The sequence below is a fragment of the Candidatus Poriferisodalis sp. genome (assembly GCF_965219595.1).
Lineage (GTDB): Bacteria > Actinomycetota > Acidimicrobiia > Acidimicrobiales > Poriferisodalaceae > Poriferisodalis.
Map to the genome: position 1 here is coordinate 1,196,968 of NZ_OZ244781.1, position 19,997 is coordinate 1,216,964.

Here is a 19,997-nt window from a genome sequence, read left to right on the forward strand (position 1 = left end):
GAACAAGAGCGGAGAGAAAGAAGTTTTGCGGTCGCCGCTAGGGGGTTACGGCGTCGGTGCTGGGGGGTGCTTCGGTGGCATTGCTCGTGGTGGCGACCTCGATCCGGGACACGGTGACCCGATGCCCGCCGTTGGGCAACTCGTCACCGAGATCGGTGATCCACACGAGCAGGGCAGCGGCCTCGGCAGATGGCACCTCGAGCGTTGTCGAACCCGTGATGTCCTGCGCTGTTGCGACCGGGCTTCCCCAATCGATCAGCGTGCGATTGCGCTCGCTCGATGCGTACAGCTCGAAGGACCACCCGACGGTGGGAGAGTCGATCAGCAGGCGCTCGACCGAGTGTGGCTCGTCGCCGTACAGCACGACGATCAGCCCGACGCCGTCCTTGAGCCCGCCGAAGTCGCGGGTGTTGTAGCGCGCGGTGCTCCAGCCGGTGCCCGGATCGCCGTCGTTGATGAAGATGAGGCGCTCGGGATGCTCGATCCGGTCGTCGCCGGCCGGATCGAAGTCGGTGATGGACTCCAGCAGGATCGGTACGCGGCGAACTTGGGTCGTCGTCGGTGCCGGCGCGGCGGTCGGCACAGTCTGCGGCGCGACGGTCACAGCGGTCGCGACGACGGTTGCCGACGGCACGACGGTGACGACCGGCTGCGTACCTGCGTCCGGGGCCGCGGTCACGGGGGGCGGCGATGCTTCCGGGGCCGGTTCGGATGGCTGCCCGATGACCACGGCGACCCCGACAAGCGTGGCCGCTGCGGCTACCAGAATGCCGACGGGCGCCAACCAGTGCCGTTCTGCCTGCCATACCGATCTGCGATCGGCGCCGGTGCCGTCGGCCGCCGGCAGTTCGTCGACGACCGAACGCAGTGCGAGCAGCATCGATGGGACATCGGGCCATGGGTCCGAAGCGCTGATGGCCCGTGCGAGCACCGGCGCCACGACATCGGGCACGACAGGGTCAAGTTCCCAGGTGCCATCGGGTCGCCGCTGAGGTGCTGCTCCGACAATGAGTCGGTGCGCGAGCACAGCGATCGAAGCCAGATCAGTACGCCGTGTCGCGGGAATGGTGACGGCGTCGTCGGTGGGCGGGCCGTTGAGAATGACCCAGCCCACCTCGGCGCGCCACCCGATGTACTCAGCATCGACGCCACCGTGGGCGAAGCCCGCGCTGTGCAGAACGGCCAGCGCCTCAGTTACCGCGATGACGACGCGGATCGCCTCGGTTGCAGCCAGACGCCTGGTGTCTCCATTGGGTGCCGCGAGTTCCTCAGTGAGCATCCTGGTGGGCAGTTGCTCGGTGACGATCGCAAAGTGATCCGCTTCGTCGTAGGTATCGAGGATGTGCAGCAGGCCATGGTGCTCGACACGCGCCAGTGCCTTGGCCTGCAGGCGCAGGCGGTGACCGATCTCGCTGTCGGCGGTTGCCCGGCGGATCGTGACCGGTCGATTGAGCGTGCGATCCAATCCGGACCACGTCTCGACTGCGCCCGGCTGCAGCAGTTCGTGCCGCTCGTACCGTTCGTTCGAGCCGGTGTCGGTCACTCCTTCGTGATGAAGACCACGCCGATGGTGCCGACACCCGCGTGTGCTCCGACGACGGGACCGATCAGCATCACCCTGGGCTCAGTGTCAGTGAGCGGCGCGATCCGCGCCACAAAATCGTCGACATCGTCACAGTCCGCATGCATCACCGCGATCACCGAGATGTTCGGGCCCTCTGTTGCCACCAGGTCGACCAGGTGCGCGAGTGCGCGAGTGCGTGTTCGCTGCTTGCCCGCCGGCTCGACGCGGCCGTCGGTGACGGTGATCAGGGGCTTGATCGACAGCACCGAGCCCAGCAGCGATTGCGCAGCGCCGATGCGGCCGCCCTTGCGCAAATTCTCCAACGTGTCCAGAGCGGCGTGAACGCGGACTCGCTGCGCTGAGGCCCGTACGGCATCGGCGATCTGCGATCCGTCGGCGCCGGTGGCGGCAAGTTCCGCGGCAGCGATGACCAGCAGCCCGAGGCCGGCACTGACCGTTCGGCTGTCCACCACATGGCAGGTGAGCCCGCTCGGGGGCTCCGATGCCGCCTGTTGAGCGGCTTCGATCGTCGCCGAGAGGTCCCCGCTCAGCGTGACCACGACGACTTCGCTCGCGCCGGCGTCAGCGGCGCGCTGGTATGCCTGCGCGAAGGCACCGGGGGAGGGCGCGGCGGTGGACGGCAGCTCCTCGCTGGTCCGGCAGCGCATCCAGAAGTCGGCCGTGCTGAGCTCGACGCGATCGGTGAATGACTGCATGCCGAACCGGATCTCCAACGGGACCACCGTGATGCCAAGGCCTGCAGCGACCTCTTCGCTGAGGTCGCAGGAACTGTCGGTGATGATGTGCACTGGGGCTTGCGCTGTCATTGCGGCTCAGTTTCTTTCGCTGTCGTCGGTGGGGGATTCGTCGGGTTCGGGGCGGGTGTCAGTGTGCGTGGCGTCGTGCGAGCGTTGCGCGCGCTTCGGGGCCACGCGGGACAGTTGCGAAGTTAGTGCTCGGGCCGCAGGCAACCGGAGCGCCAGTCCGCAGCCAAGGTGAAGCCCTGCCATGGTCACGCCGGCAACCGCGACTCGCAGTACGGAAGGCACTGGTGCCAGCACGAGCGTGACCCCCAGACCGACAACGAATGTCACAGCCGCTGGCACCAGGTGACGCGCAATCGCGCCGCCGAACAGCCGCCCCGCCGGCCAGTCGGCCGCCGTCGGCATGCCAGCCCGCGCGGGACGGCGTTGCATGACCGCTCGACGCAGCAAGCCCAGTTCGACCCAGGCGCCCAACGCCGCACCGAGCGCCAGACCTACCGCGCCCAGCCGGGCGGGCAGTGCAGGATCTGAGCGGATCCCCGAATCCAGCAGCGACCACGTGGATTCCAGCGAGAACAGGTCGATGTCGCCGAATCCGGTGAGGGCGCCCTCGAGCACGAGCACCCGGTCCAGCGGCAGCATCAGTGCCGCGCCGACTGCCAGCGAGACAGCCAGCCGGATCGCTGCGATAGTGGCCGCCGTGCGCGTGTCGCGCGCGGCGAACAGGACGTTCTGGCACAGCCTCGATGCCACGAGCGGCACCAGTCCGAGCGAGTAGGCACCGAGCACGAGGGCGATCAGGGTGATGTCGTCCTCCGCGATTGCCGTTCGCAGCCCGGCGAGATTGAACACCGAGTCGGTGAGCGGTCCGCCGGCTGCGAAGTAGATCGCCACCACCCCAGAGACGCCGAAGGCAGTCGCGCACAGGCGTGCAGACGTGCGCTCGGCAATCGTGGCGGGTTCCCGGATCCGACTCAGCTCGGTCAGCTCGGCGGCGGCGATGCTGGTGCCGATCAGGCTCAGGGGCAGCAGGTACAGCGTCTGCGCAGCGGCCATCGCTGCTGCGGCTCCCACGCTGAGCAGTGAGGCCAGCGCGAGATCCAGGAAGGCCGAGATCTGCAGTACCCCGCGACCGGCCACCGCAGGCCCGAACCGCTTGATGACCCCGGCGGCGTGCGGCTCCCTCCAACCGAAGTTCAGGGAGATCCGCGGGTCGGCCCGCCAGACACCCCGCAACTGCACGAGCACCTGGGCCGCTGCGCCTGCAGTCACGCCCCAGGCCAATGCGGTCGCGCGGTCGGCGCCCGCCACCCCCCATGCGAGCACGCCGACCAACACGGCGATCTGGGTCGCGTTCCACACCACCGGCGCCACATAGGAAAGGAAGAAGCGACGGTGGCTGTTGAGCACCCCCAAGCACCATGCACTGAGCACCGCTAGTGCCGTGCCGCACACCGTGATGCGCACGAGCGTGACCGTGAGCTCGAACCGCTCGCCCACAAATCCCCAGGCGATGAGCCGCACCAAGGGCCGTGCGGCAAAGATGCTGATCAGCGCGGCAGTCGCGGTGACCGCGACCAGGAACGTGGCGATGGCGCCGGCCAATCGACCCGCGGCGCGCTCATCGCGCTCGGTCAGCGAGCTGTAGGCGGGAACGAATGCTCCCGACAGGGCACCCTCGCCGAGCAGGTTCTGGAGGAAATTCGGGATGCGCATCGCTGCCGCGAACGCATCGCCGATGGTGCCGATCCCGAGAACGTTGGTGACGAGCGCTGTGCGAGCGAGACCTGACAGGCGTGAGACGCCGATGCCGGCTGCTGCCGCCGCGGCGCCCTGCTGTCGGCGCATGGTGGCGCCCGATCGCTGCCCGCTCAGCCGGCGAGCCGCAATTCCACTTGCTGACGGGCCTCGTCCTCGGTGACGTCCATGCTGATGGACAGTTCCGACACGAGAATCTGGCGGGACTTCTCCAGCATGGACTTCTCGCCGGCCGAGAGACCCTTGGCGTTCTCGCGCAGTGCGAGGTTCCGGACTACTTCGGCGACTTGGTAGATATCGCCGGACTTCAGCTTCTCCTGGTGATTCTTGAAGCGCCGGCTCCAGTTGGCCGGCTCGCGGACGTCCTTCTTTGCGAGCAGCTCGAAGAGATCCTCGACGTCATCGGTGTCGATCGGTGGCCGCATGCCGACCTCGTCGACCATGTCGGCGGGCACCTTCACCGTCAGGTCGCCGTGCGCGGTCTTGAGCACGAGGTACTCGCGGGCCTCGCCGAATTCGTTTCGCTGCTCCCGGGCCATGATCTCCGCCGCACCGTGGTGGGGGTAGATCACGCGGTCGCCAAGCTCAAACTTCATCGTCACCTACTGAATTCGCCGGTCAGGACTCATCGGAGGATGCCAGAAACTCTCACTGCTGCCACCGGGCCGCCGCAGCCGCAGCCGCGCGCCAGATCAGCCGGCGCCGAGCGGGTACTTCCGGATGAGGTGATTCCAGCCGCACTCCGGGCACACCTCGAGCTCGTAGGCCATGAAGTTGCCGTTGCGCTGGGCGACACGCTGGAGTTCTGCGTCCGAGAGCACGCACTTGCCCCCGCTACCCATGCGCGGGCCGAAGACGTAGCCGACAATCCGCAAGTCGCCGTCGGGGCACAGCGGGCAGCGACGGCCGAGCGGCGGGGCAGCGTTGCGAGCGGCTCGCAGCAGGTCGGGGTGGGCATCGCATGCCTCGGCACGCGACACCAGGCCCGCTTCCACATCTGCGAGCAGGCGTCGCCGCCTGAGCCGGTAGTCAACCGATCCGGGAACAGCCGGGGCGGGCTCGGGTGCGATGCGAGGCTGGAGCGCCACGCGGCTCACGCTAGTGCGCGGGCTCAAATGTCCCCGGCCCCTAGTGCTCCCGGCCCTGGTTCCGGGCTGTGAGCAGTCGGCAGGCCTCGTCGGCGTCCAGTGGGCCGCGTTCGATCTGCTGGATGCGCAGCCATTCCAGAGCTTCGCCGACTGCCGGACCTGAGATTCCGAGCACTTCCATGACGCGCCGACCGTCGATCGGCAGATGTCGGAGACTGGCACCTTCGTCTGCTCGAACCTCGGCCAGCAATGAGGCGAATGGCTCGTGGACGGCCCGACCCCACGCAGCCAGGCTGGCGGCGGCAGCGTCCAGCTCCGGCTCGTGATCAGCGATCAGTTGCCGTGCGGTCATTCGCCAAGCTGCGTCGTCGCCCAATGCGGTTGCGGTCGCGGCTGCGACCTCGAGTGCTCGGGCTGCGCGGAGGATCGCTGCAGCTTTCCTGCGGGTCGCGTTGTCGCAGCGCAGCGCAGACAGGCATCGGGTCGCGGCTGCTTCGTCGCACACGGGTCCCAGCAGGATGGCCCAGCGCAGGGCGACCAGATCGCTGAGATCAGCAACGTCGTCCAGCGCGGCAGCCGGCACCGCGGCATCGGCATGCCGCCATGGCGGCAGAAGATCTCCCAGCAGACCCGTGTCATACAAGAAGCGGACACCGGCAGAGGGCTGAGGCAGTTCGAGCAGCTTCGTGAGCTCAGCCTGGATGCGTTCGCGCGACACGATGGCCAGCCGCGGGCGCGAGCTGCGCACTGCCGCGACGAGTTCGGACGTAGCGATGAGCGAGAGCTGCGCACAGAACCGGGCCGCTCGCAGCATTCGCAGCGGGTCGTCGGCGAACAAGCCCTCTGGCGGCGATGGCGTGCGCAGTACTCCGGCCGCTAGATCCGTCAAGCCGTCGAACGGGTCGAGCAGCGCCCAGCCCGGGAGTTCGATCGCCATGGCGTTGACGGTGAAGTCGCGCCGGCTCAGATCCGTGGCGACATCGTCGGAGAAGCGCACGTGCGGCTTGCGTGAGCCGCTGTCGTAGGACTCGGCCCGATGGGTGGTGATCTCTACGGTCGTGCTGCCGCGCCGAGCGCCGATGGTGCCGAAGCGCTTCCCTTGGTCCCAGACGGTGTCTGCCCAGCCCGCTGCGAGCTCCGCAATCCGATCCGGGATGGCGTCCGTCGTGATGTCGATGTCGCCGGTCAGGCCGTGACCGAGCAGCGCATCGCGGACAAGCCCTCCGACGAGGAAGAACCGGTATCCCGCGTCGGCGAACGCTGCCGCCAGCGGTTCGATTCGCTCCAGGAGCTCTCGCCGGTCATCGTCGCTCAGCACGTGTGTGCCCGGCTCGAGCCCACGGGCCGAAGTCGATCCCGCCGGGTTCGATGTCACTGCGTCGAGGGTACAAATCGGTTGCAACCGCCGAGTCCCGCTCCCAAGCAGTCAGCGAATTCGCGGTACTCTGCGCCGGATGCCCGCTCGCCAGCGCTGGGCTCGATGGCTCCTGTGGCTTGTGCTGGCGTTGGCGATTGCAGCAGGCACCGGAAGCCGGCTGCTGGACAATCTCCCTTCGCCACCGCAGCACGCGACGGTGGCGCCGAGCGTGCTCTATGACCGCTACGGGACACCGATTGCCGAGATCGGCCCCAGCGTCCCGCACGCATCGCTGGGCCTCGAGGACATGGCACCTGCGCTCGTCGATGCCCTGGTTGCGGTGCTGGACCCGAGCTTCCTGGAGCGTGACGGCGTCGATGCCGGGACATACGCCGCTGCGCTGCGGCGACTCTGGGGGGAACCGGATCTGGCGCGCGACGGGATCATGCGCAGGTATCTCGAGACCGTCCACGATCCTCACGACGACGCTGCGAGCGAGGCCCGCCTGCTGCTGGCAGAGCTGAGGCTGGGTCGCCAGCTCAGCCGGCCGGAGATTCTCGAGCGCTTCGCCAACATCGTGTACCTGGGTCGTGGTGCCTACGGAGTCCATGCCGCGGCCAACGCTTGGTACGGCGTCCCCGCCTCGGACCTCACCGTGACCCAGGCGGCCTACATCGCGTCGCTCGTCGACGCTCCCTGGGGCGTCGATGCAGTGTCGGGTCCTGCCGAGGACCGGTACCGGTCGGCCCGGCAAGATCGCGACCGGGTGCTGGTGACCATGTACGAACACGGCATGCTCACCTCCGACGAATTGGCAACGGGGCGATCCCAGCCGGTCCCTGCCGGCGTCCGTCCAGCGGCCGCTCTCGGCGTGGGCGCGGCCGGACCGGGCGCCCCTGACCATGGCACCCCAGACCACGGCGCCCTCGACGCTGCGGCGGGTGGGTTCGTCCGGATGCTCATCGCTGAGGCTGGCCTGACGGCGGCAGTAGGGCAGGCGTATGTCCAGCTCGTCGAGCGGTACGGCATTCATCGAGTGGTGACCGGCGGGCTGCACGTCACGACGAGCGTCGACGTGCCCGCCCAGCGCGCCGCGGTACAAGCCGTTCGTGCCCAGCTCGACAGCACAGCCAGCTCTGCCGCCGGCGCCGAAGTCGCGGTGCTGGACCGCAGCGGCGATGTGCGGGTGCTCGTGAGCGCCGCCAGCGCCCCGACGGCAGGCAATGTGGACATCGAAGCCGGGTTGCGACCGCGGCCGCTCGGCGATCTGCTCGGCCCGGCGGCAGACGCCCTGGGGGCGTGGATCGGCGATGACGTCGACGACGGGATCTCCGCCGTCACCGTCCCGCTCGCCGGCGACGTGTCGCAGGTTGCGGCGGCGTTCAGCGTTATTGCCACCGGCGGGGAAAGGCGCACCTCGCGGATCGTGCTCGAAACGAGCGACATCCCGCCGAGTCGGTCGCTGCCCGACCGCGACACGGATCGATGGCTGATGGAACGCACCCTGGTTCCCGCAGCGACGTCGATCACCGAGCTGCGTGCCGGCATGGACTCGCTCACGCTGCCGTCCGGTGTACCGGCGCTCGGCCGAGCCGCGGTTTCGACAGGCACGGGCGACGCATGGTTCGCTGGATGGACCACGCACTACAGCGCCGCGGTGCGGATCACTTCGAGGCTCCCCACAGCCGGGATCGAACTTGCACCGGCGACCGGTGAGCTGTTCGCGGCGGTGCTGGATCCCTTGCAGCATCCGCCCTAAAGGCTGAGCCCCGTGGCCCGAGCGGCCCGTGAGCCCGAATCCAATCGAAACTGGGAACAAGAGCGGGAAATGATGGCAGTACGACGAGAAGGTGCGCCAATCCGCGCACGCTCTCAGAGCCGGCGCGCCAGTAATTCAGGGTGTGATCGGCGAGTGCCGCGCCTAGCGTTGCGAGCGCACCACGGGCATTTGCGTGCTCGTCCAGCCACAGGCGTCAGCGACGCTTGCAGCGAGCCTGCTCATTGGGGCCGGGTTCGCAGGGTGGGTGCAAGAACATATCCCTGCCCCGCAAGGGGCCCCGCCCCGGCGGGTCCACAGGAGGTCGCCCCCAATTGCGCGCGTACGAGCTGATGGTCATCTGCGATGGTGACCTGGAGAACGCTGAAGCCCGCAAGGCCATGGATGAAGTCCAAGGCCGCATTTCAGAGATCGGCGAGGTGGCCTCGTTCGATTTCTGGGGTTTGCGTGATTTTGCGTACGAGATCAACCACAAGACACGCGGTTACTACTCGGTGATCGAGCTGCGGGCTGAGCCCGGAGCGATGGACCCAGTTGAGCGGTACCTGCGGATAGCGGACGACGTCGTCCGCCACAAGCTCATCCGACTCCCCGACGACGAAGCGCAGCGGCGCGGATTGCTCGACGAGGGGTCGACCAACAGCCACTAAGCGGAGGCGTCATGGCTGACAACACCATCACCGTGGTGGGCAATCTCACCCGCGATCCTGAACTTCGATTCACCCAGACCGGCCGCGCCCGGGCAGTGCTCGGCGTAGCCGTGAACCGGCGGTGGATGAACCGCCAGACGAACGATTGGGAGGAGCAAGTCAGCTTCTTCAACGTCGTCTGCTGGGCCGAACTTGCCGAGAACGTCAGCGAATCGCTGGCCAAGGGCAACCGCGTGGTCGTCACCGGGCGGCTCGAGCAGCGCAGCTGGGAGACACCAGACGGCGACCAGCGCAGCGTTGTAGAGATCGTTGCCGACGAGATTGCGCCATCGCTGCGCTGGGCGACTGCCGAGATCACCCGGATCCCGCGAGGCCCGGCCGGCGACGGGGGCGGACCCCGCGAGCGCCGCGGCGGCGGCACCTGGGAGTCCGGCGACAGCGCACCACAGCAGTCACCTGAGGAGGAACCGTTCTAATGCCACCACGCAAGCGAACCGGTCGGGCCCGCGCGAAAGATCTGCGGAGCCGCCCGCGTCGGCGCAAGGTCAGCCCGCTCACCACAGCTGGGGTGTCCTACGTCGACTACAAGGACGTCGAACTGCTCAGGTCGTTCGTCTCTGAGCGAGCCAAGATCCGGGCTCAGCGCGTCTCAGGGAACAATCGCCAGCAGCAGCGCGAGGTGGCGCGAGCGATCAAGACAGCCCGGGAGATGGCCTTGATCGAGTACGCGCGCCGGCCGATGACGCAGCGGCGCGGTGACAAGCGACGCGGCCAGCGGCCGGGCGACGACCGCCGCCCGCCTGCTGACCGAGCAGATGGCCCGCCGGGCGACGAGCGGGAACACCACGATGACGTGGTCGACGAGCATCGCGACGAGGTCGTTTCACCAGCACCTGCTGCGGTGGCAGGGGAGCAGGCATGAAGGTCGTGCTGCGCAGCGATGTCGACGGGGTCGGCACTGCCGGATCGGTGATCGACGTGGCCGACGGGTTCGCCCGGAACCACCTGATACCGCGTGGGCTCGCCTTGCGAGCGACCGACGGCACCGTCAGCCAGGCGGCGGCCATGGCCCGAGCGCGGTCCGCGCGTGATCTGCGCGAGCGCGACACAGCCGAGCGTGTCGCCAAGGAACTGGTCGCGGACGGTGTAACCATTGCTGCCCGGGCTGGCTCGGGGATGCATCTCTACGGATCGGTCACGACCGCGGAGATCGCGGCGGCGATGACGGCCCGGACGGGCGCCGAGGTCGACCGCCGCAAGCTGACGATGGAGGCGCCGATCCGGACCATCGGCACGCACGAGGTCTCGGCAGAGCTGCACCCTGACGTGTCGTTCACCTTCAACGTCGAGGTCGTCGCGCTGAGTTAGTCAGGCGCCGCGCGGGTGCCGCCACTGCGGCATCGCCGATATTCGTGTCACACCCCCCTGGTGCGATGGCGCCATGGCCGTACCTCGCAGTGGTGCTTGTGGAAAAACGGCGGCTTGTACACACGTGGCCAGGCTGATTTCCACCGGAAATCCCAGTGATGTGCCCAAGCGTTCCAGAGGGTCCGCACGGCAGGATCGCGGGCGATGAGTCTCGCCGAGTTGCCGACCGAACTCGCGCGCCGAGGCGGCGGTCGGGTGCCGCCGCAGAACATCGACGCCGAGGAATCGGTGCTCGGGGCGATGCTGCTCTCGAATGATGCCATCGGCGCCGCTGTTGAGCGTCTCGCCGTCGATCACTTCTATGTGCCCGCAAACGGCCTCGTGTTCGAGGCGATCGAGTCGCTCTACGTCTCCTCCGAGCCCGTCGACTGCTTGACCGTCGCCGATCAGCTCGAGCGCAGCGGCAACCTCGCCGCGGCCGGGGGCGCCGATCGCCTGCTGGCGCTCGAAGCCGCCACGCCGACGCTCACCCACGTCGACCGTTATGCGCGCATCGTGGAAGACACCGCGCTGCTGCGCCGCTTGATCGCCGTCTCGTCGGAGATCTCAGAGCTTGCGCATAGCCGCCCCGACGACACGGCTGCGGCCATCGATCAGGCAGAGTCGTTGGTGTTCAGCGTGGCCGAGCGCCGAATTGTCGACTCCACCCAGTCCCTGCACGACTTGCTCGACGAGAGCCTGGACCGGCTGGAGGAGCTATACGAGCGGGGCGATGCGTTCTCCGGCTTGGCGACCGGCTTCTCCTCGCTCGACCGCATCCTGGCGGGGATCCAGCCGTCGTCGCTGGTCGTCGTGGGTGCCCGGCCCGCAATGGGCAAGACGTCGCTGGCGCTGACGATGGCCTCCAGCGTGGCCTTGGAATTGCAGCAGCCGGTGCTGCTCTTCTCGCTGGAGATGAACCATGCCGAGCTGACGGGCCGGCTGCTGGCCTCCGACGCACGGGTCGATGCCACGCGGGTGCGAACGGGGCAGCTGCGCGCCGACGAGTGGAATCACATCACGCGCAGCGTGGGTCGCTTGGGTGACGCGCCGATGTGGATCGACGACAACCCGAACGTGACCGTCACCGAGATTCGTGCCAAGGCCCGGCGGCTGCGCAGCCGGCTGGGTGGTCTGGGGCTGATCGTGGTCGACTACCTGCAGCTCATGAGCGGGCGAGCGAACGCCGAGAACCGCCAGGTGGAGATCGCTGAGATCTCACGCGGCCTCAAGATCCTGGCCCGCGAGCTCGAGACGCCGATTGTGGCGCTGTCGCAGTTGAGCCGGAATCTGGAGTCGCGTAGCGACAAGCGGCCCATGCTGTCGGACCTGCGTGAATCGGGCTCGATCGAGCAGGACGCGGACATCGTCATGTTCATCTACCGCGACGAGATCTACAACGAGGACACTGCTGATCGAGGCATGGCGGAGATCATCGTCGCGAAGCACCGCAACGGGCCCACCGGCACCGCGCGACTGGCGTTCATGCCGCAGTACACGCTGTTCGCCGACATGGCGCACGAGTAACCGATGGCCGAGGACTGCTTCTTGAGTGCTGCCCACATGCTGGCCGCCGACGGCGGCGGCACGATGTTCCTCGGCGACGATCTCATCCCATACCTCGTGCTGGCAGTGGGCGGCGCGCTGCTGGTGGGCAACGTGGCGGCCATGGTGCGCCCGCGGCGTGACGGCGGTGGGGGAGAGCCGGTGCGCGCGCCGGCACGGCGGGCGGTGCCGCTCGCACTCGTAGGACTGGTCGCAGCTATCTGGGCGCTCGCGACGCTGCTGGTGGGGTGAGTTGAGCGGGTGAGTGGAGCTGCACGCGGCTTGATGTGTTCCCGTGAAACTAAAGATTATGTTGAGGTTTGATTCCGTAGAACTACAGTTTCGATATAGGATCGATGGATGCCTGGAAACCGCCAAGCTCTTCGCCAGACGCTATATCGCCTAGCCGCCGGCCAGGCCGGGTACTTCACCGCAGCCCAAGCACTGGATATTGGTTACTCCTATCAGGCGCAGAAGCACCACGTTGACCACGGCAACTGGGCCCGGATTGACCGGGGGATCTTCCGGATTCCCGAGTGGCCTGCTGGAGTGAACGACGAGCTTGTCCGATGGGTGCTGTGGTCTAAGCACCGTGCAGTCGTATCGCACGACTCCGCGGCAGCAGCGTACGGATTCGGTGTCGCTAACCCGGCCAAGGTTCATCTCAGCGTGCCACCGGGGTTCCGCATGGATGATCCGGCTGTGGTCCTCCACTATCGAGCTCTTGCGGAGACTGACGTGACGGTGCTCGACGGCGCTGCGATTGCCACCGCTCTGCGGACGGCGCTCGATGTGGTCGAGTCGCATTTCGACGAAGAGTTTGCGGAGGGCGTCATTGCCGATGCGATTGCGAGCGGGGCGATCACTGCGGGACAACTTGAACGCCGATTTCACGAGCTCGACGAAGAGAACCAACAGCGGGGTAAGCGACTCTTGGCGAGGGTGAGGTCATGAGGTATGCCGACGCTGAGGCGTTTCGAGCGGCCTTGGAGACTCGACTCCGGCAGGCGTCGAACGATGCACAGGACCTTTCCCGCCGCCGACGGATCGTCGCATTCGATCGCCTCCTAGCGCGGTTGGCAGTGGCCGATCACTGTGCTTGGATCCTCAAGGGTGGCGCCGCGCTCGAATTCCGTATGCCCGAGCAGGCGCGCTCGACTCGAGACATAGATCTCGCGCTGGCAAGCGATCGCGATCCGGCTGACCGCCTGCTCGAGGATCTCGTGGGAGACCCCTTTGGCGACTACTTCTCGTTCCGTGTCACGCGTCGCAGGGAGCTGTCTGATCTTCCCGACCGCGGTCTCGTGGTGCGTTTGTCTGTCGACGCGCTGCTTGGCCGCCGAGTGTTCGAGAGCATTGTCGTCGATGTCGTCGCAGGCGAGGGGATGCCGGCCATAGCGGAACGGGTTGAACTCGGTCGTGCGCTTGGCTTTGCCGGCTTGCCGGTTGTGGAGATGGCTGTCATCGATCTCCGCACGCATTGGGCCGAGAAGCTGAGTGCGTACCTGAGGCGCTATGACGACCGACCCAATACGCGAGTCAAGGATCTCGTCGACTTGGTGCTGCTCGTGGAGCACGGGTTTGAACCGGATGACCGCTTGCGACAAGCGGTCGAGGCGACCTTCGCCCGGCGCCGCCAACACCTGCCGCGATCGAACCTGCCTTCGATGGCAGATGCTTGGGCCGTGCCCTATGCCGAGATGGCGTCTGATCTTGGCCTAACGACTGTGGCAGCGAGCGATGCCCACGATCTGATCGAGAGCTTCTGGTGTCGCGCCCAAACTGGTGGCCAATCGACTGCAGGCGACCATCAGCCGCCCACGACCTGATACGCGGAGTTCCGTCCACCCTGTGAAGCCAAGGCCCAGCTGGTCGCAGTGCAGCAGGTCTTGGAAGCCATGCGGAGCGGGTGAGGGGAATCGAACCCCCGTTATCAGCTTGGGAAGCTGAAGTTCTGCCATTGAACTACACCCGCTGGCGAAGGCCCGAGCCTATTCAGTGCTATTGCGACCGGGGGCGTCCAATCCGATGCTCGGCCACTAGGGTCGCCCGGCGACGGATGCGGCGCACGCCGACTGCCAACGACGGAGGGGGAGTGGGGTGATCCTGTCGGACTGGAGCATCCGTGAAGCGCTCGAGAAGGGCCGCATCATCATCGAACCGTTGGGCGATGCCGCCGTGCAGCCCTCATCGGTGGATTTGCGGCTCGACGCCACCTTTCGGGTGTTCCGCAATCACACCCGTCAGGTCATCGACGTCGTCGAGGATCAGACCGACCTGACCGAGGAGGTGGAGGTCGCGGCCGGCGATGCGTTCATCCTGCACCCAGGCGAGTTCGCACTAGGCGCCACGCTCGAACGCGTCGCGATGCCTGATGACCTCGTCGGACGCATCGAGGGCAAGTCGTCGCTGGGGCGTCTCGGGCTGCTCATCCACACGACGGCCGGGTTCGTGGATCCCGGCTGGGACGGCTACCTGACCCTCGAACTGTCCAACGTGGCCAACCTGCCGATCACGCTGTACCCCAGCATGAAGATCTGCCAGATCAGCTTCATGGAGATGACCACGCCGGCCGAGCATCCCTACGGCACCGAACTGCTCGGCTCCAAGTACCGAGGCCAGCGCGGCCCCACCCCCAGCCGCTACCACGAGAACTACCGCTCCCCCCGCATGCTGTGACCATCGCTCGCGCAAAGTGTCGCACCGTTCGGTTACCCTGGAACAAACGCGCGCATCCAAGGGAGAAGCCATGACCGTCGCCACCGCAGCCGCTACGTCGTCTGATTTCGGTTTCGTCGATCTGTTCGCCGGGATCGGCGGCATGCGCAAAGGCTTTGAGTCTGCTGGCGGGGAGTGCGTGTTCACCTGCGAGTGGGACAAGTACAGCCAGCAGACCTACCGCGCCAACTTCGGCGACGAGGACATCGCTGGCGACATCCGCGAGGTTCCCGCGTCCGACGTTCCGGATCACGATGTGCTGCTCGCCGGCTTCCCGTGCCAGCCGTTCTCCATTGCTGGAGTGTCTAAGAAGAACGCTCTCGATCACCCCCACGGTTTTGCCTGCGAAGCCCAAGGCACGCTGTTTTTCGAGGTCGCTCGAATCTTGGAGCACTGTCGTCCCAGGATGTTTCTGCTGGAGAACGTACGCAACCTCGTGAGCCACGACAGCGGCCGCACTTTCCGAACGATCTGCAGAGTGCTGCGTGAGGAACTGGGCTACGAAGTCAGCCATCGCGTCGTCAACGCCCGCGCGTGGGTGCCGCAGAACCGAGAACGCATCTTCATATTGGGAGTGCGCGACGGCACGCCCTTGGATCTCGACGACCTGCCAATCCCCGACGTCGGGAACGGTCCGCTCCTCGACACGGTGTTGCATCCAGAGGACGGCAGCGAGGTACCCGAGCCTCACTACACCCTCGGCGACGACGGCCAAGTCTCGGATCGATACACGCTGTCTGACCATCTCTGGACCTACCTGCAGGACTACGCCACCAAGCACCGCGAGCGGGGCAACGGCTTCGGCTACGGCTTGGTTGACGGATCGCGGACGGCGCGCACGCTGTCGGCCCGCTACTACAAGGATGGCTCTGAGATCCTCGTTGACCAAGTAGGCGAGAATCCGCGTCGCCTGACTCCCCGCGAGTGCGCCCGTCTCATGGGCTTCGACGCCCTCGACGCTGAACCGTTTCAGATCCCCGTCTCTGACACACAGGCCTACCGCCAGTTCGGCAACGCCGTCGTGGTCCCGGTCGTCGAGCACCTAGCTGACTACGTCGCCAACGCATTCTGAGCTCGGCAAGCTGCCCGAAAATGCCGCCCATGATGGCGTGGCCGTTCTGTAGTTTCTGTTTGCGATGGCTGCCGAAAGTCTCACGAAGAAGCTCTCACGGACTGACGTCGGCGTGAGCAGCACTCATCAGAGTGGGATCTTGATTCCGGTTCGAGACGGCGCACGGGTCTTTCCCGCGCCACTCGGCCGCGGTGACGACGACGGATGGTTCAAGTGTCTCGACCCGGACGGTCACGAATGGGACTTCCGGTTCAAGCACCGAGCAAAGCGAAGCGAGTCGCGAGTCACCTATACGACGCCGTTCGTCGGGAAGTACGGCCTTCAGGCCGGGGACTCGATCACGATCACCGCGCCCGAAGACGAGAGCTCGCACTATCGCATTTCCTTTGACCGCGACGATTCGCCAGAGGTGGTGCTCGGCGAAGAGGAGCTTGAGTTCGCTCCCGAAGGTACAGTGCGTCGTGTCTGGGCCAACTCGTACGAGCGTGACCCACGGAACAAAGCACTGGCCAAGAAGCTCCATGGCACTGCCTGCTTCGGCTGCGATCTAGAGATGTCGGCTACCTACGGGGAGATTGCGGCGGGTTTCATCCACATCCATCACGTCATCCCGCTCAGCGAACTGGACGCCCCACGAGCGCCCGACCCGCGCGATCTTGTCCCACTGTGCCCAAACTGTCATGCAGTAGTGCATCTGCGCAAACGGCCGCTGACCATCGCGGAGCTACGGGAGCGGATCCGATTGGCCACACGTCCGACAGGCCCTGCGACGAGTCAGACGAACCCATAAACGGAACAGGCCCAATGGAGGGCCACGTGAATATCGCCCCGTACTTCTACAAAATTTACAGAGTCGACGGCAAGGGCGCTCCGGCCCGTTACTTGGGAATGTCGATACCGGTAGCTCCACGCGGTGGACTGCTGACAGCGAGGCATGTCGTGGATGTGGAACTCGCCAGCGACGAGCGAATCGCTGTCGCCGATCACGGGATGCAGCACTTGTGTCCGGTCGACGCGGTCCGATTCTCAACTGATTGCACGCTCGATCTTGCGTACATCAGTTCGAACTCGATGCGAGGCCAGCGCGAGTACCTTCCCATTCTGTCGCCGCCCGAAATCCGGATGGGCCTCGATGTCTACACCTTCGGGCACTATCTCCCAGAAGGCAGCAGGACGGAGACACGGCATGGTTACTTCAAGGGCAACGTCGTAAACGTCTCGGACGCGATGCCGACCGGTCATGTGGGGCTGACGCTCTCCTACCCAATTCTTGAGGGGCTCTCGGGATCAGCGATCCTCACTTACCACAATGGCGTCAAGATCGTGGGCTTGGCAATCGGTAATGCGGCCTCGCGAGTCCTCGCCCAAGAGCACGTTGAGTACGTGCATGCAGGCGACGAGATACATGTAAGGGAATCAGTTCATCGGATCATTGAGTTGGGTCAAGCTCACAATGCTCCGTCGATAATCCGTTTTGCAGATGAGCTATCGCTTCCGATTCTGGTGACTTCGGAACGAGCAAATGTGTGATCCGCTGACATCCCGATGGTCATGTCGGCGGACGGCTCCCGCTCGGCCAAGACTTCATGGCCTAGCTCGCGGAGGTCACTGAAGCCCACTTGAGCCGGTACCGCGACGCGTTCGAGCGAAACCGGACGGTCCTCAGCTAGCTCGGCTCTCTTCGAGCGGCGCCGCCGTCATTTCGAGGTTGAGCGCTCCTGCGAGGGCGACGAGGGTTGACAGCGTCGGGTTTGGGCTCTCGGCGGAGAAGAGGCGTCTGATCACCTCCGGACGCAAGTCCGCCCTGCGAGCGAGTTCGGCCTTGCTGAGCTGCAAGCTGCGTCGGCGCTGGTCGAGCGCTCGGATTATTCCGTCGATCTGGTCAATGCGCTGACGCGCGGCGTCGTAGGCGCGTTCGTAATCTGGATCTGCCCTGCGGTCTCGCAGATACCGCTCTGCACCGGTGCGCGCCCTTGCCATGAGACCCACTCTAGCGTGACATAAATGTTACGCCAAACCGATCGAGCGTCGTTCGGTGGCCGCTCCGCGACATATCGTCGCTGGGCCTTTCGCGCCTTTTCGCGGCGAGTTGCCCACGCGAAGGCGAGGATCAGTCGTCGGCGGCTTCGAGGGCGTCGATGAGGTGGATGGAGATGTCGGCCACCTTGACCTCGTCGTCCTCGACACCGTGGCCCTTTACGCCGTCGTCGATCATGATGAAGCAGAACGGGCACGCCGTGGCGATGCGGTCGGCGCCGGTGTCGAGCAGCTCGCGTGAGCGCTCGTCGTTGACCTTGGTGCCGATGGTCTCCTCCATCCACATGCGCGCACCGCCGGCCCCGCAGCACATGCCCTTGGTGCCGTTGCGGGGGGCCTCCACGATCTCCACGCCGCCGAGGCTGCCGATGACGTTGCGCGGCGCCAGGTACACGTCGTTGTGGCGGCCCAGGTAGCACGAGTCGTGGTACACGACCCGCTCATCCAGCCGCGCCTCGGAGAGATCCAAACGCCCGTCGGCCACGAGTTGTTCGAGGAACTGGGCATGGTGGATGACCTCCCAGTTCCCGCCGTACTGCGGATACTCGTTGCGCAGCGTGTTGAAGCAATGCGGGCACTGGGTGATGATCTTGCGGACGCCCATGCCGTTGAGCGCCGTGATGTTCTCCGCTGCGAGCATCTGGAACAGGTACTCGTTGCCCGAGCGCCGAGCGCTGTCGCCGGTGCAGTTCTCGCCCGGGCCCAGGATGGCGAAGTCGACCCCAGCGCGCTGCAGCAGCTTGGCGGTGGCCACCGACACCCGGCGATTCTTGTCATCGAACGATCCGGCACAGCCCACCCAGTAGAGGTACTCGTGATCGAACGGGTCATCCGCGTCGACCACCTCCACATCGAGACCGTCGGCCCAGTCGGCCCGTTCGCCGTTGTTGAGGTTCCAGGGGTTGGCGTTGTTCTCCATGCCCCGGAACGCACCGCCCAGCTCGGCGGGGAACTCGCTCTCCATCAGCGTCAGGTAGCGACGCATGTCGAGGATCTTGTCGAGGATCTCGATGTTGACCGGGCAGTTCTCGTCGCACGCCTTGCACGTCGTGCACGCCCAGAGTTCTTCGTGGGTGATCCGCTCGAAGACCGAGTCCGCCGCCACAGTGATCTCGGCATCAGTGCCGATCGGCGGCGTCACCCCGCCGTGCTCACCGGTCGCGGCCATGATCTCGCCGGTCTTCAGCACGATCTCGCGGGGATCGAGCGGCTTGCCCGTGGCATGGGCCGGGCACACCGCAGTGCAGCGGCCGCACATCGTGCAGGCGTCGGTGTCGAGCAGCTGCTTCCAGGTGAACTCGTTCACCATCGATACGCCGATGGTCTCGATGTCTTCGGCTTCCATCAGGTCGGGCACCATCCGCATGGCGCCTTTGGGGCGCTCGCGGTCGCGCAGGTACATGTTGAGCGGCGAGGTGAACATGTGCCGCAGCATGGTGATGGGCAGCATTACCAGGAAGGCCATGAAGCAGCCCACGTGGGCGATCCACCACACCTGGTGCCAGCCGCGGATGTTGGCGAGGCCGTCGAATGCAGCCGACAGCGGGTAGCCGATGAACGACCACTGCTCGTATGCCGGCCGACCGTCGATCACGATGCGCATGGCCTCGGCCACGAACCCGGTGGCGCCCAGCGCGGCAAGCACGATCAGGATCACCATGTGCTCGGGCCGCGATTTGATCCTGATGCGGTACGGGCGAGCGGCATACCGGCGCACAATGGCCCAGATCGCTCCGGCCAGGAAGATCGCTCCCGCCAAGTCGCCGACGAAGCTGAAGCCTTGGTAGGTGGGACCGACGAGGAACTTTGCGGCCGTCGGCAGCTGGTGGTTGATCTCGAGCGTGGTGGTGACGGCCAGCAGCACCAGGAAGCCGTAATAGAGCAATGCGTGCATCACGCCAGCGGCCGGATCGCGCAGCAGCGTCTGCATGAGCACGCCGCCGCGGTAGTCGTGCAGCCGCCGGCTGGCGTTGGACGCAGTGGTGGAGCGTCGATCAGGCGCGCCCCGCTGCCAGTTGCGGGTGCGCTGGGCGAAGTTCCATGCTCCGTAGACGATCAGCACGCACGTCAAGGCGTAGAACGCGAACTTGACCCCGCCCGGCACATTGCCGAACACCTCGCGATGCGCGGCGTCGGTGTCTTCGTGGAAGCCGAAGGCGGCCGCGGCAATGCCCGACGCAGCGGTGATCGCTGCGAATGCGATACCGATGCCCAGCACGAGCTGGTGCGGTCGCAGAGGCGGCTTGCTCACGCTGGCGAA

General features: G+C 66.2%; 21 protein-coding genes and 1 tRNA gene. 13 read left to right on the forward strand and 9 right to left on the reverse strand.

Annotation, left to right across the window (positions count from 1 at the left end; translation table 11 throughout):
* Positions 1 to 37: 37 nt before the first annotated feature.
* The 6 genes from ACOQPE_RS05170 to ACOQPE_RS05195 form a co-directional block, all read right to left on the reverse strand.
* Complete coding sequence (locus ACOQPE_RS05170) at positions 38 to 1,543, reverse strand: hypothetical protein (protein WP_420610807.1); 1,506 nt, start codon at positions 1,541 to 1,543, stop codon at positions 38 to 40.
* The gene (locus ACOQPE_RS05175; RefSeq protein ID WP_420610808.1) at positions 1,540 to 2,391 is read right to left on the reverse strand and encodes a DegV family protein; all 852 of its coding nucleotides are present in this window, start codon (positions 2,389 to 2,391) and stop codon (positions 1,540 to 1,542) included. The genes ACOQPE_RS05170 and ACOQPE_RS05175 overlap by 4 nt, the downstream gene beginning before the upstream one ends.
* A 6-nt stretch (positions 2,392 to 2,397) precedes the next feature.
* Positions 2,398 to 4,176, reverse strand: coding sequence for a murein biosynthesis integral membrane protein MurJ (gene murJ, locus ACOQPE_RS05180; RefSeq protein ID WP_420610809.1), 1,779 nt, complete (start codon positions 4,174 to 4,176; stop codon positions 2,398 to 2,400).
* Positions 4,177 to 4,199: 23 nt separating this feature from the next.
* Positions 4,200 to 4,682, reverse strand: coding sequence for a CarD family transcriptional regulator (locus ACOQPE_RS05185; RefSeq protein ID WP_323671493.1), 483 nt, complete (start codon positions 4,680 to 4,682; stop codon positions 4,200 to 4,202).
* A 96-nt stretch (positions 4,683 to 4,778) separates the two neighbouring features.
* Positions 4,779 to 5,174: a DUF5318 family protein gene (locus ACOQPE_RS05190; RefSeq protein WP_420610810.1), complete on the reverse strand. Its 396-nt coding sequence runs from the start codon at positions 5,172 to 5,174 to the stop codon at positions 4,779 to 4,781.
* Between the two features lie 40 nt (positions 5,175 to 5,214).
* Positions 5,215 to 6,549: a CCA tRNA nucleotidyltransferase gene (locus tag ACOQPE_RS05195; protein WP_420610811.1), complete on the reverse strand. Its 1,335-nt coding sequence runs from the start codon at positions 6,547 to 6,549 to the stop codon at positions 5,215 to 5,217.
* A 79-nt stretch (positions 6,550 to 6,628) separates the two neighbouring features.
* Between ACOQPE_RS05195 and ACOQPE_RS05200 the strand changes: the two genes are divergently transcribed.
* The 9 genes from ACOQPE_RS05200 to ACOQPE_RS05240 all read left to right on the forward strand — a co-directional run bounded on the left by ACOQPE_RS05200 (position 6,629) and on the right by ACOQPE_RS05240 (position 13,739).
* Positions 6,629 to 8,290, forward strand: a complete 1,662-nt coding sequence (locus ACOQPE_RS05200) for a transglycosylase domain-containing protein (protein ID WP_420610812.1) — start codon at positions 6,629 to 6,631, stop codon at positions 8,288 to 8,290.
* Positions 8,291 to 8,622: 332 nt separating this feature from the next.
* Entirely contained in the window at positions 8,623 to 8,958 is a 336-nt protein-coding gene (rpsF, locus tag ACOQPE_RS05205) for a 30S ribosomal protein S6 (protein ID WP_323671489.1), read from the forward strand.
* Positions 8,959 to 8,969: 11 nt separating this feature from the next.
* Positions 8,970 to 9,434, forward strand: coding sequence for a single-stranded DNA-binding protein (ssb, locus tag ACOQPE_RS05210; protein ID WP_420610813.1), 465 nt, complete (start codon positions 8,970 to 8,972; stop codon positions 9,432 to 9,434).
* On the forward strand, positions 9,434 to 9,880 hold the full coding sequence (rpsR, locus tag ACOQPE_RS05215; protein ID WP_420610814.1) for a 30S ribosomal protein S18: 447 nt from the start codon (positions 9,434 to 9,436) through the stop codon (positions 9,878 to 9,880). Before ssb ends, rpsR begins: the two co-directional genes overlap by 1 nt.
* Complete coding sequence (gene rplI, locus ACOQPE_RS05220) at positions 9,877 to 10,326, forward strand: 50S ribosomal protein L9 (RefSeq protein WP_420610815.1); 450 nt, start codon at positions 9,877 to 9,879, stop codon at positions 10,324 to 10,326. The genes rpsR and rplI overlap by 4 nt, the downstream gene beginning before the upstream one ends.
* A 204-nt stretch (positions 10,327 to 10,530) precedes the next feature.
* Complete coding sequence (gene dnaB, locus ACOQPE_RS05225) at positions 10,531 to 11,892, forward strand: replicative DNA helicase (RefSeq protein WP_420610816.1); 1,362 nt, start codon at positions 10,531 to 10,533, stop codon at positions 11,890 to 11,892.
* A gap of 3 nt (positions 11,893 to 11,895) precedes the next feature.
* Complete coding sequence (locus ACOQPE_RS05230; protein ID WP_420610817.1) at positions 11,896 to 12,162, forward strand: hypothetical protein; 267 nt, start codon at positions 11,896 to 11,898, stop codon at positions 12,160 to 12,162.
* A 108-nt stretch (positions 12,163 to 12,270) separates the two neighbouring features.
* Positions 12,271 to 12,864 carry a type IV toxin-antitoxin system AbiEi family antitoxin domain-containing protein gene (locus tag ACOQPE_RS05235; protein ID WP_420610818.1) on the forward strand — a complete coding sequence of 198 codons (594 nt, stop codon included), beginning with the start codon at positions 12,271 to 12,273 and terminating at the stop codon, positions 12,862 to 12,864.
* Positions 12,861 to 13,739, forward strand: a complete 879-nt coding sequence (locus ACOQPE_RS05240; protein WP_420610819.1) for a nucleotidyl transferase AbiEii/AbiGii toxin family protein — start codon at positions 12,861 to 12,863, stop codon at positions 13,737 to 13,739. The genes ACOQPE_RS05235 and ACOQPE_RS05240 overlap by 4 nt, the downstream gene beginning before the upstream one ends.
* 75 nt (positions 13,740 to 13,814) lie before the next feature.
* Here ACOQPE_RS05240 and ACOQPE_RS05245 read toward each other — a convergent pair.
* Positions 13,815 to 13,885, reverse strand: a tRNA-Gly gene (locus tag ACOQPE_RS05245).
* 125 nt (positions 13,886 to 14,010) lie between these two features.
* Between ACOQPE_RS05245 and dcd the strand changes: the two genes are divergently transcribed.
* From dcd to ACOQPE_RS05265, 4 genes are all read left to right on the forward strand, one after another.
* Positions 14,011 to 14,589: a dCTP deaminase gene (dcd, locus tag ACOQPE_RS05250; RefSeq protein WP_420610820.1), complete on the forward strand. Its 579-nt coding sequence runs from the start codon at positions 14,011 to 14,013 to the stop codon at positions 14,587 to 14,589.
* Positions 14,590 to 14,659: 70 nt separating this feature from the next.
* On the forward strand, positions 14,660 to 15,700 hold the full coding sequence (gene dcm / locus ACOQPE_RS05255; protein ID WP_420610821.1) for a DNA (cytosine-5-)-methyltransferase: 1,041 nt from the start codon (positions 14,660 to 14,662) through the stop codon (positions 15,698 to 15,700).
* Between the two features lie 139 nt (positions 15,701 to 15,839).
* Entirely contained in the window at positions 15,840 to 16,490 is a 651-nt protein-coding gene (locus ACOQPE_RS05260; protein ID WP_420610822.1) for an HNH endonuclease, read from the forward strand.
* A gap of 14 nt (positions 16,491 to 16,504) precedes the next feature.
* Positions 16,505 to 17,230 carry a S1 family peptidase gene (locus ACOQPE_RS05265; RefSeq protein ID WP_420610823.1) on the forward strand — a complete coding sequence of 242 codons (726 nt, stop codon included), beginning with the start codon at positions 16,505 to 16,507 and terminating at the stop codon, positions 17,228 to 17,230.
* 132 nt (positions 17,231 to 17,362) lie between these two features.
* Here the strand turns inward: ACOQPE_RS05265 and ACOQPE_RS05270 are convergent, their stop codons facing one another.
* Complete coding sequence (locus ACOQPE_RS05270) at positions 17,363 to 17,680, reverse strand: helix-turn-helix domain-containing protein (protein ID WP_420610824.1); 318 nt, start codon at positions 17,678 to 17,680, stop codon at positions 17,363 to 17,365.
* A gap of 130 nt (positions 17,681 to 17,810) precedes the next feature.
* Positions 17,811 to 19,988: a heterodisulfide reductase-related iron-sulfur binding cluster gene (locus ACOQPE_RS05275; protein ID WP_420610825.1), complete on the reverse strand. Its 2,178-nt coding sequence runs from the start codon at positions 19,986 to 19,988 to the stop codon at positions 17,811 to 17,813.
* Between the last annotated feature and the right edge of the window lie 9 nt (positions 19,989 to 19,997).

What these genes read in the sequence shown, in the direction of transcription:
- ACOQPE_RS05175 (WP_420610808.1), bottom strand. Translation starts at nt 2,391, where the DNA reads ATGACAGCGCAAGCCCCAGTGCACATCATCACCGACAGTTCCTGCGAC.
- murJ (WP_420610809.1), bottom strand. Translation starts at nt 4,176, where the DNA reads ATGCGCCGACAGCAGGGCGCCGCGGCGGCAGCAGCCGGCATCGGCGTC.
- ACOQPE_RS05185 (WP_323671493.1), bottom strand. Translation starts at nt 4,682, where the DNA reads ATGAAGTTTGAGCTTGGCGACCGCGTGATCTACCCCCACCACGGTGCG.
- ACOQPE_RS05200 (WP_420610812.1), top strand. Translation starts at nt 6,629, where the DNA reads ATGCCCGCTCGCCAGCGCTGGGCTCGATGGCTCCTGTGGCTTGTGCTG.
- ssb (WP_420610813.1), top strand. Translation starts at nt 8,970, where the DNA reads ATGGCTGACAACACCATCACCGTGGTGGGCAATCTCACCCGCGATCCT.
- rpsR (WP_420610814.1), top strand. Translation starts at nt 9,434, where the DNA reads ATGCCACCACGCAAGCGAACCGGTCGGGCCCGCGCGAAAGATCTGCGG.
- rplI (WP_420610815.1), top strand. Translation starts at nt 9,877, where the DNA reads ATGAAGGTCGTGCTGCGCAGCGATGTCGACGGGGTCGGCACTGCCGGA.
- dnaB (WP_420610816.1), top strand. Translation starts at nt 10,531, where the DNA reads ATGAGTCTCGCCGAGTTGCCGACCGAACTCGCGCGCCGAGGCGGCGGT.
- ACOQPE_RS05230 (WP_420610817.1), top strand. Translation starts at nt 11,896, where the DNA reads ATGGCCGAGGACTGCTTCTTGAGTGCTGCCCACATGCTGGCCGCCGAC.
- ACOQPE_RS05235 (WP_420610818.1), top strand. Translation starts at nt 12,271, where the DNA reads ATGCCTGGAAACCGCCAAGCTCTTCGCCAGACGCTATATCGCCTAGCC.
- ACOQPE_RS05240 (WP_420610819.1), top strand. Translation starts at nt 12,861, where the DNA reads ATGAGGTATGCCGACGCTGAGGCGTTTCGAGCGGCCTTGGAGACTCGA.
- dcm (WP_420610821.1), top strand. Translation starts at nt 14,660, where the DNA reads ATGACCGTCGCCACCGCAGCCGCTACGTCGTCTGATTTCGGTTTCGTC.
- ACOQPE_RS05265 (WP_420610823.1), top strand. Translation starts at nt 16,505, where the DNA reads ATGGAGGGCCACGTGAATATCGCCCCGTACTTCTACAAAATTTACAGA.
- ACOQPE_RS05270 (WP_420610824.1), bottom strand. Translation starts at nt 17,680, where the DNA reads ATGGCAAGGGCGCGCACCGGTGCAGAGCGGTATCTGCGAGACCGCAGG.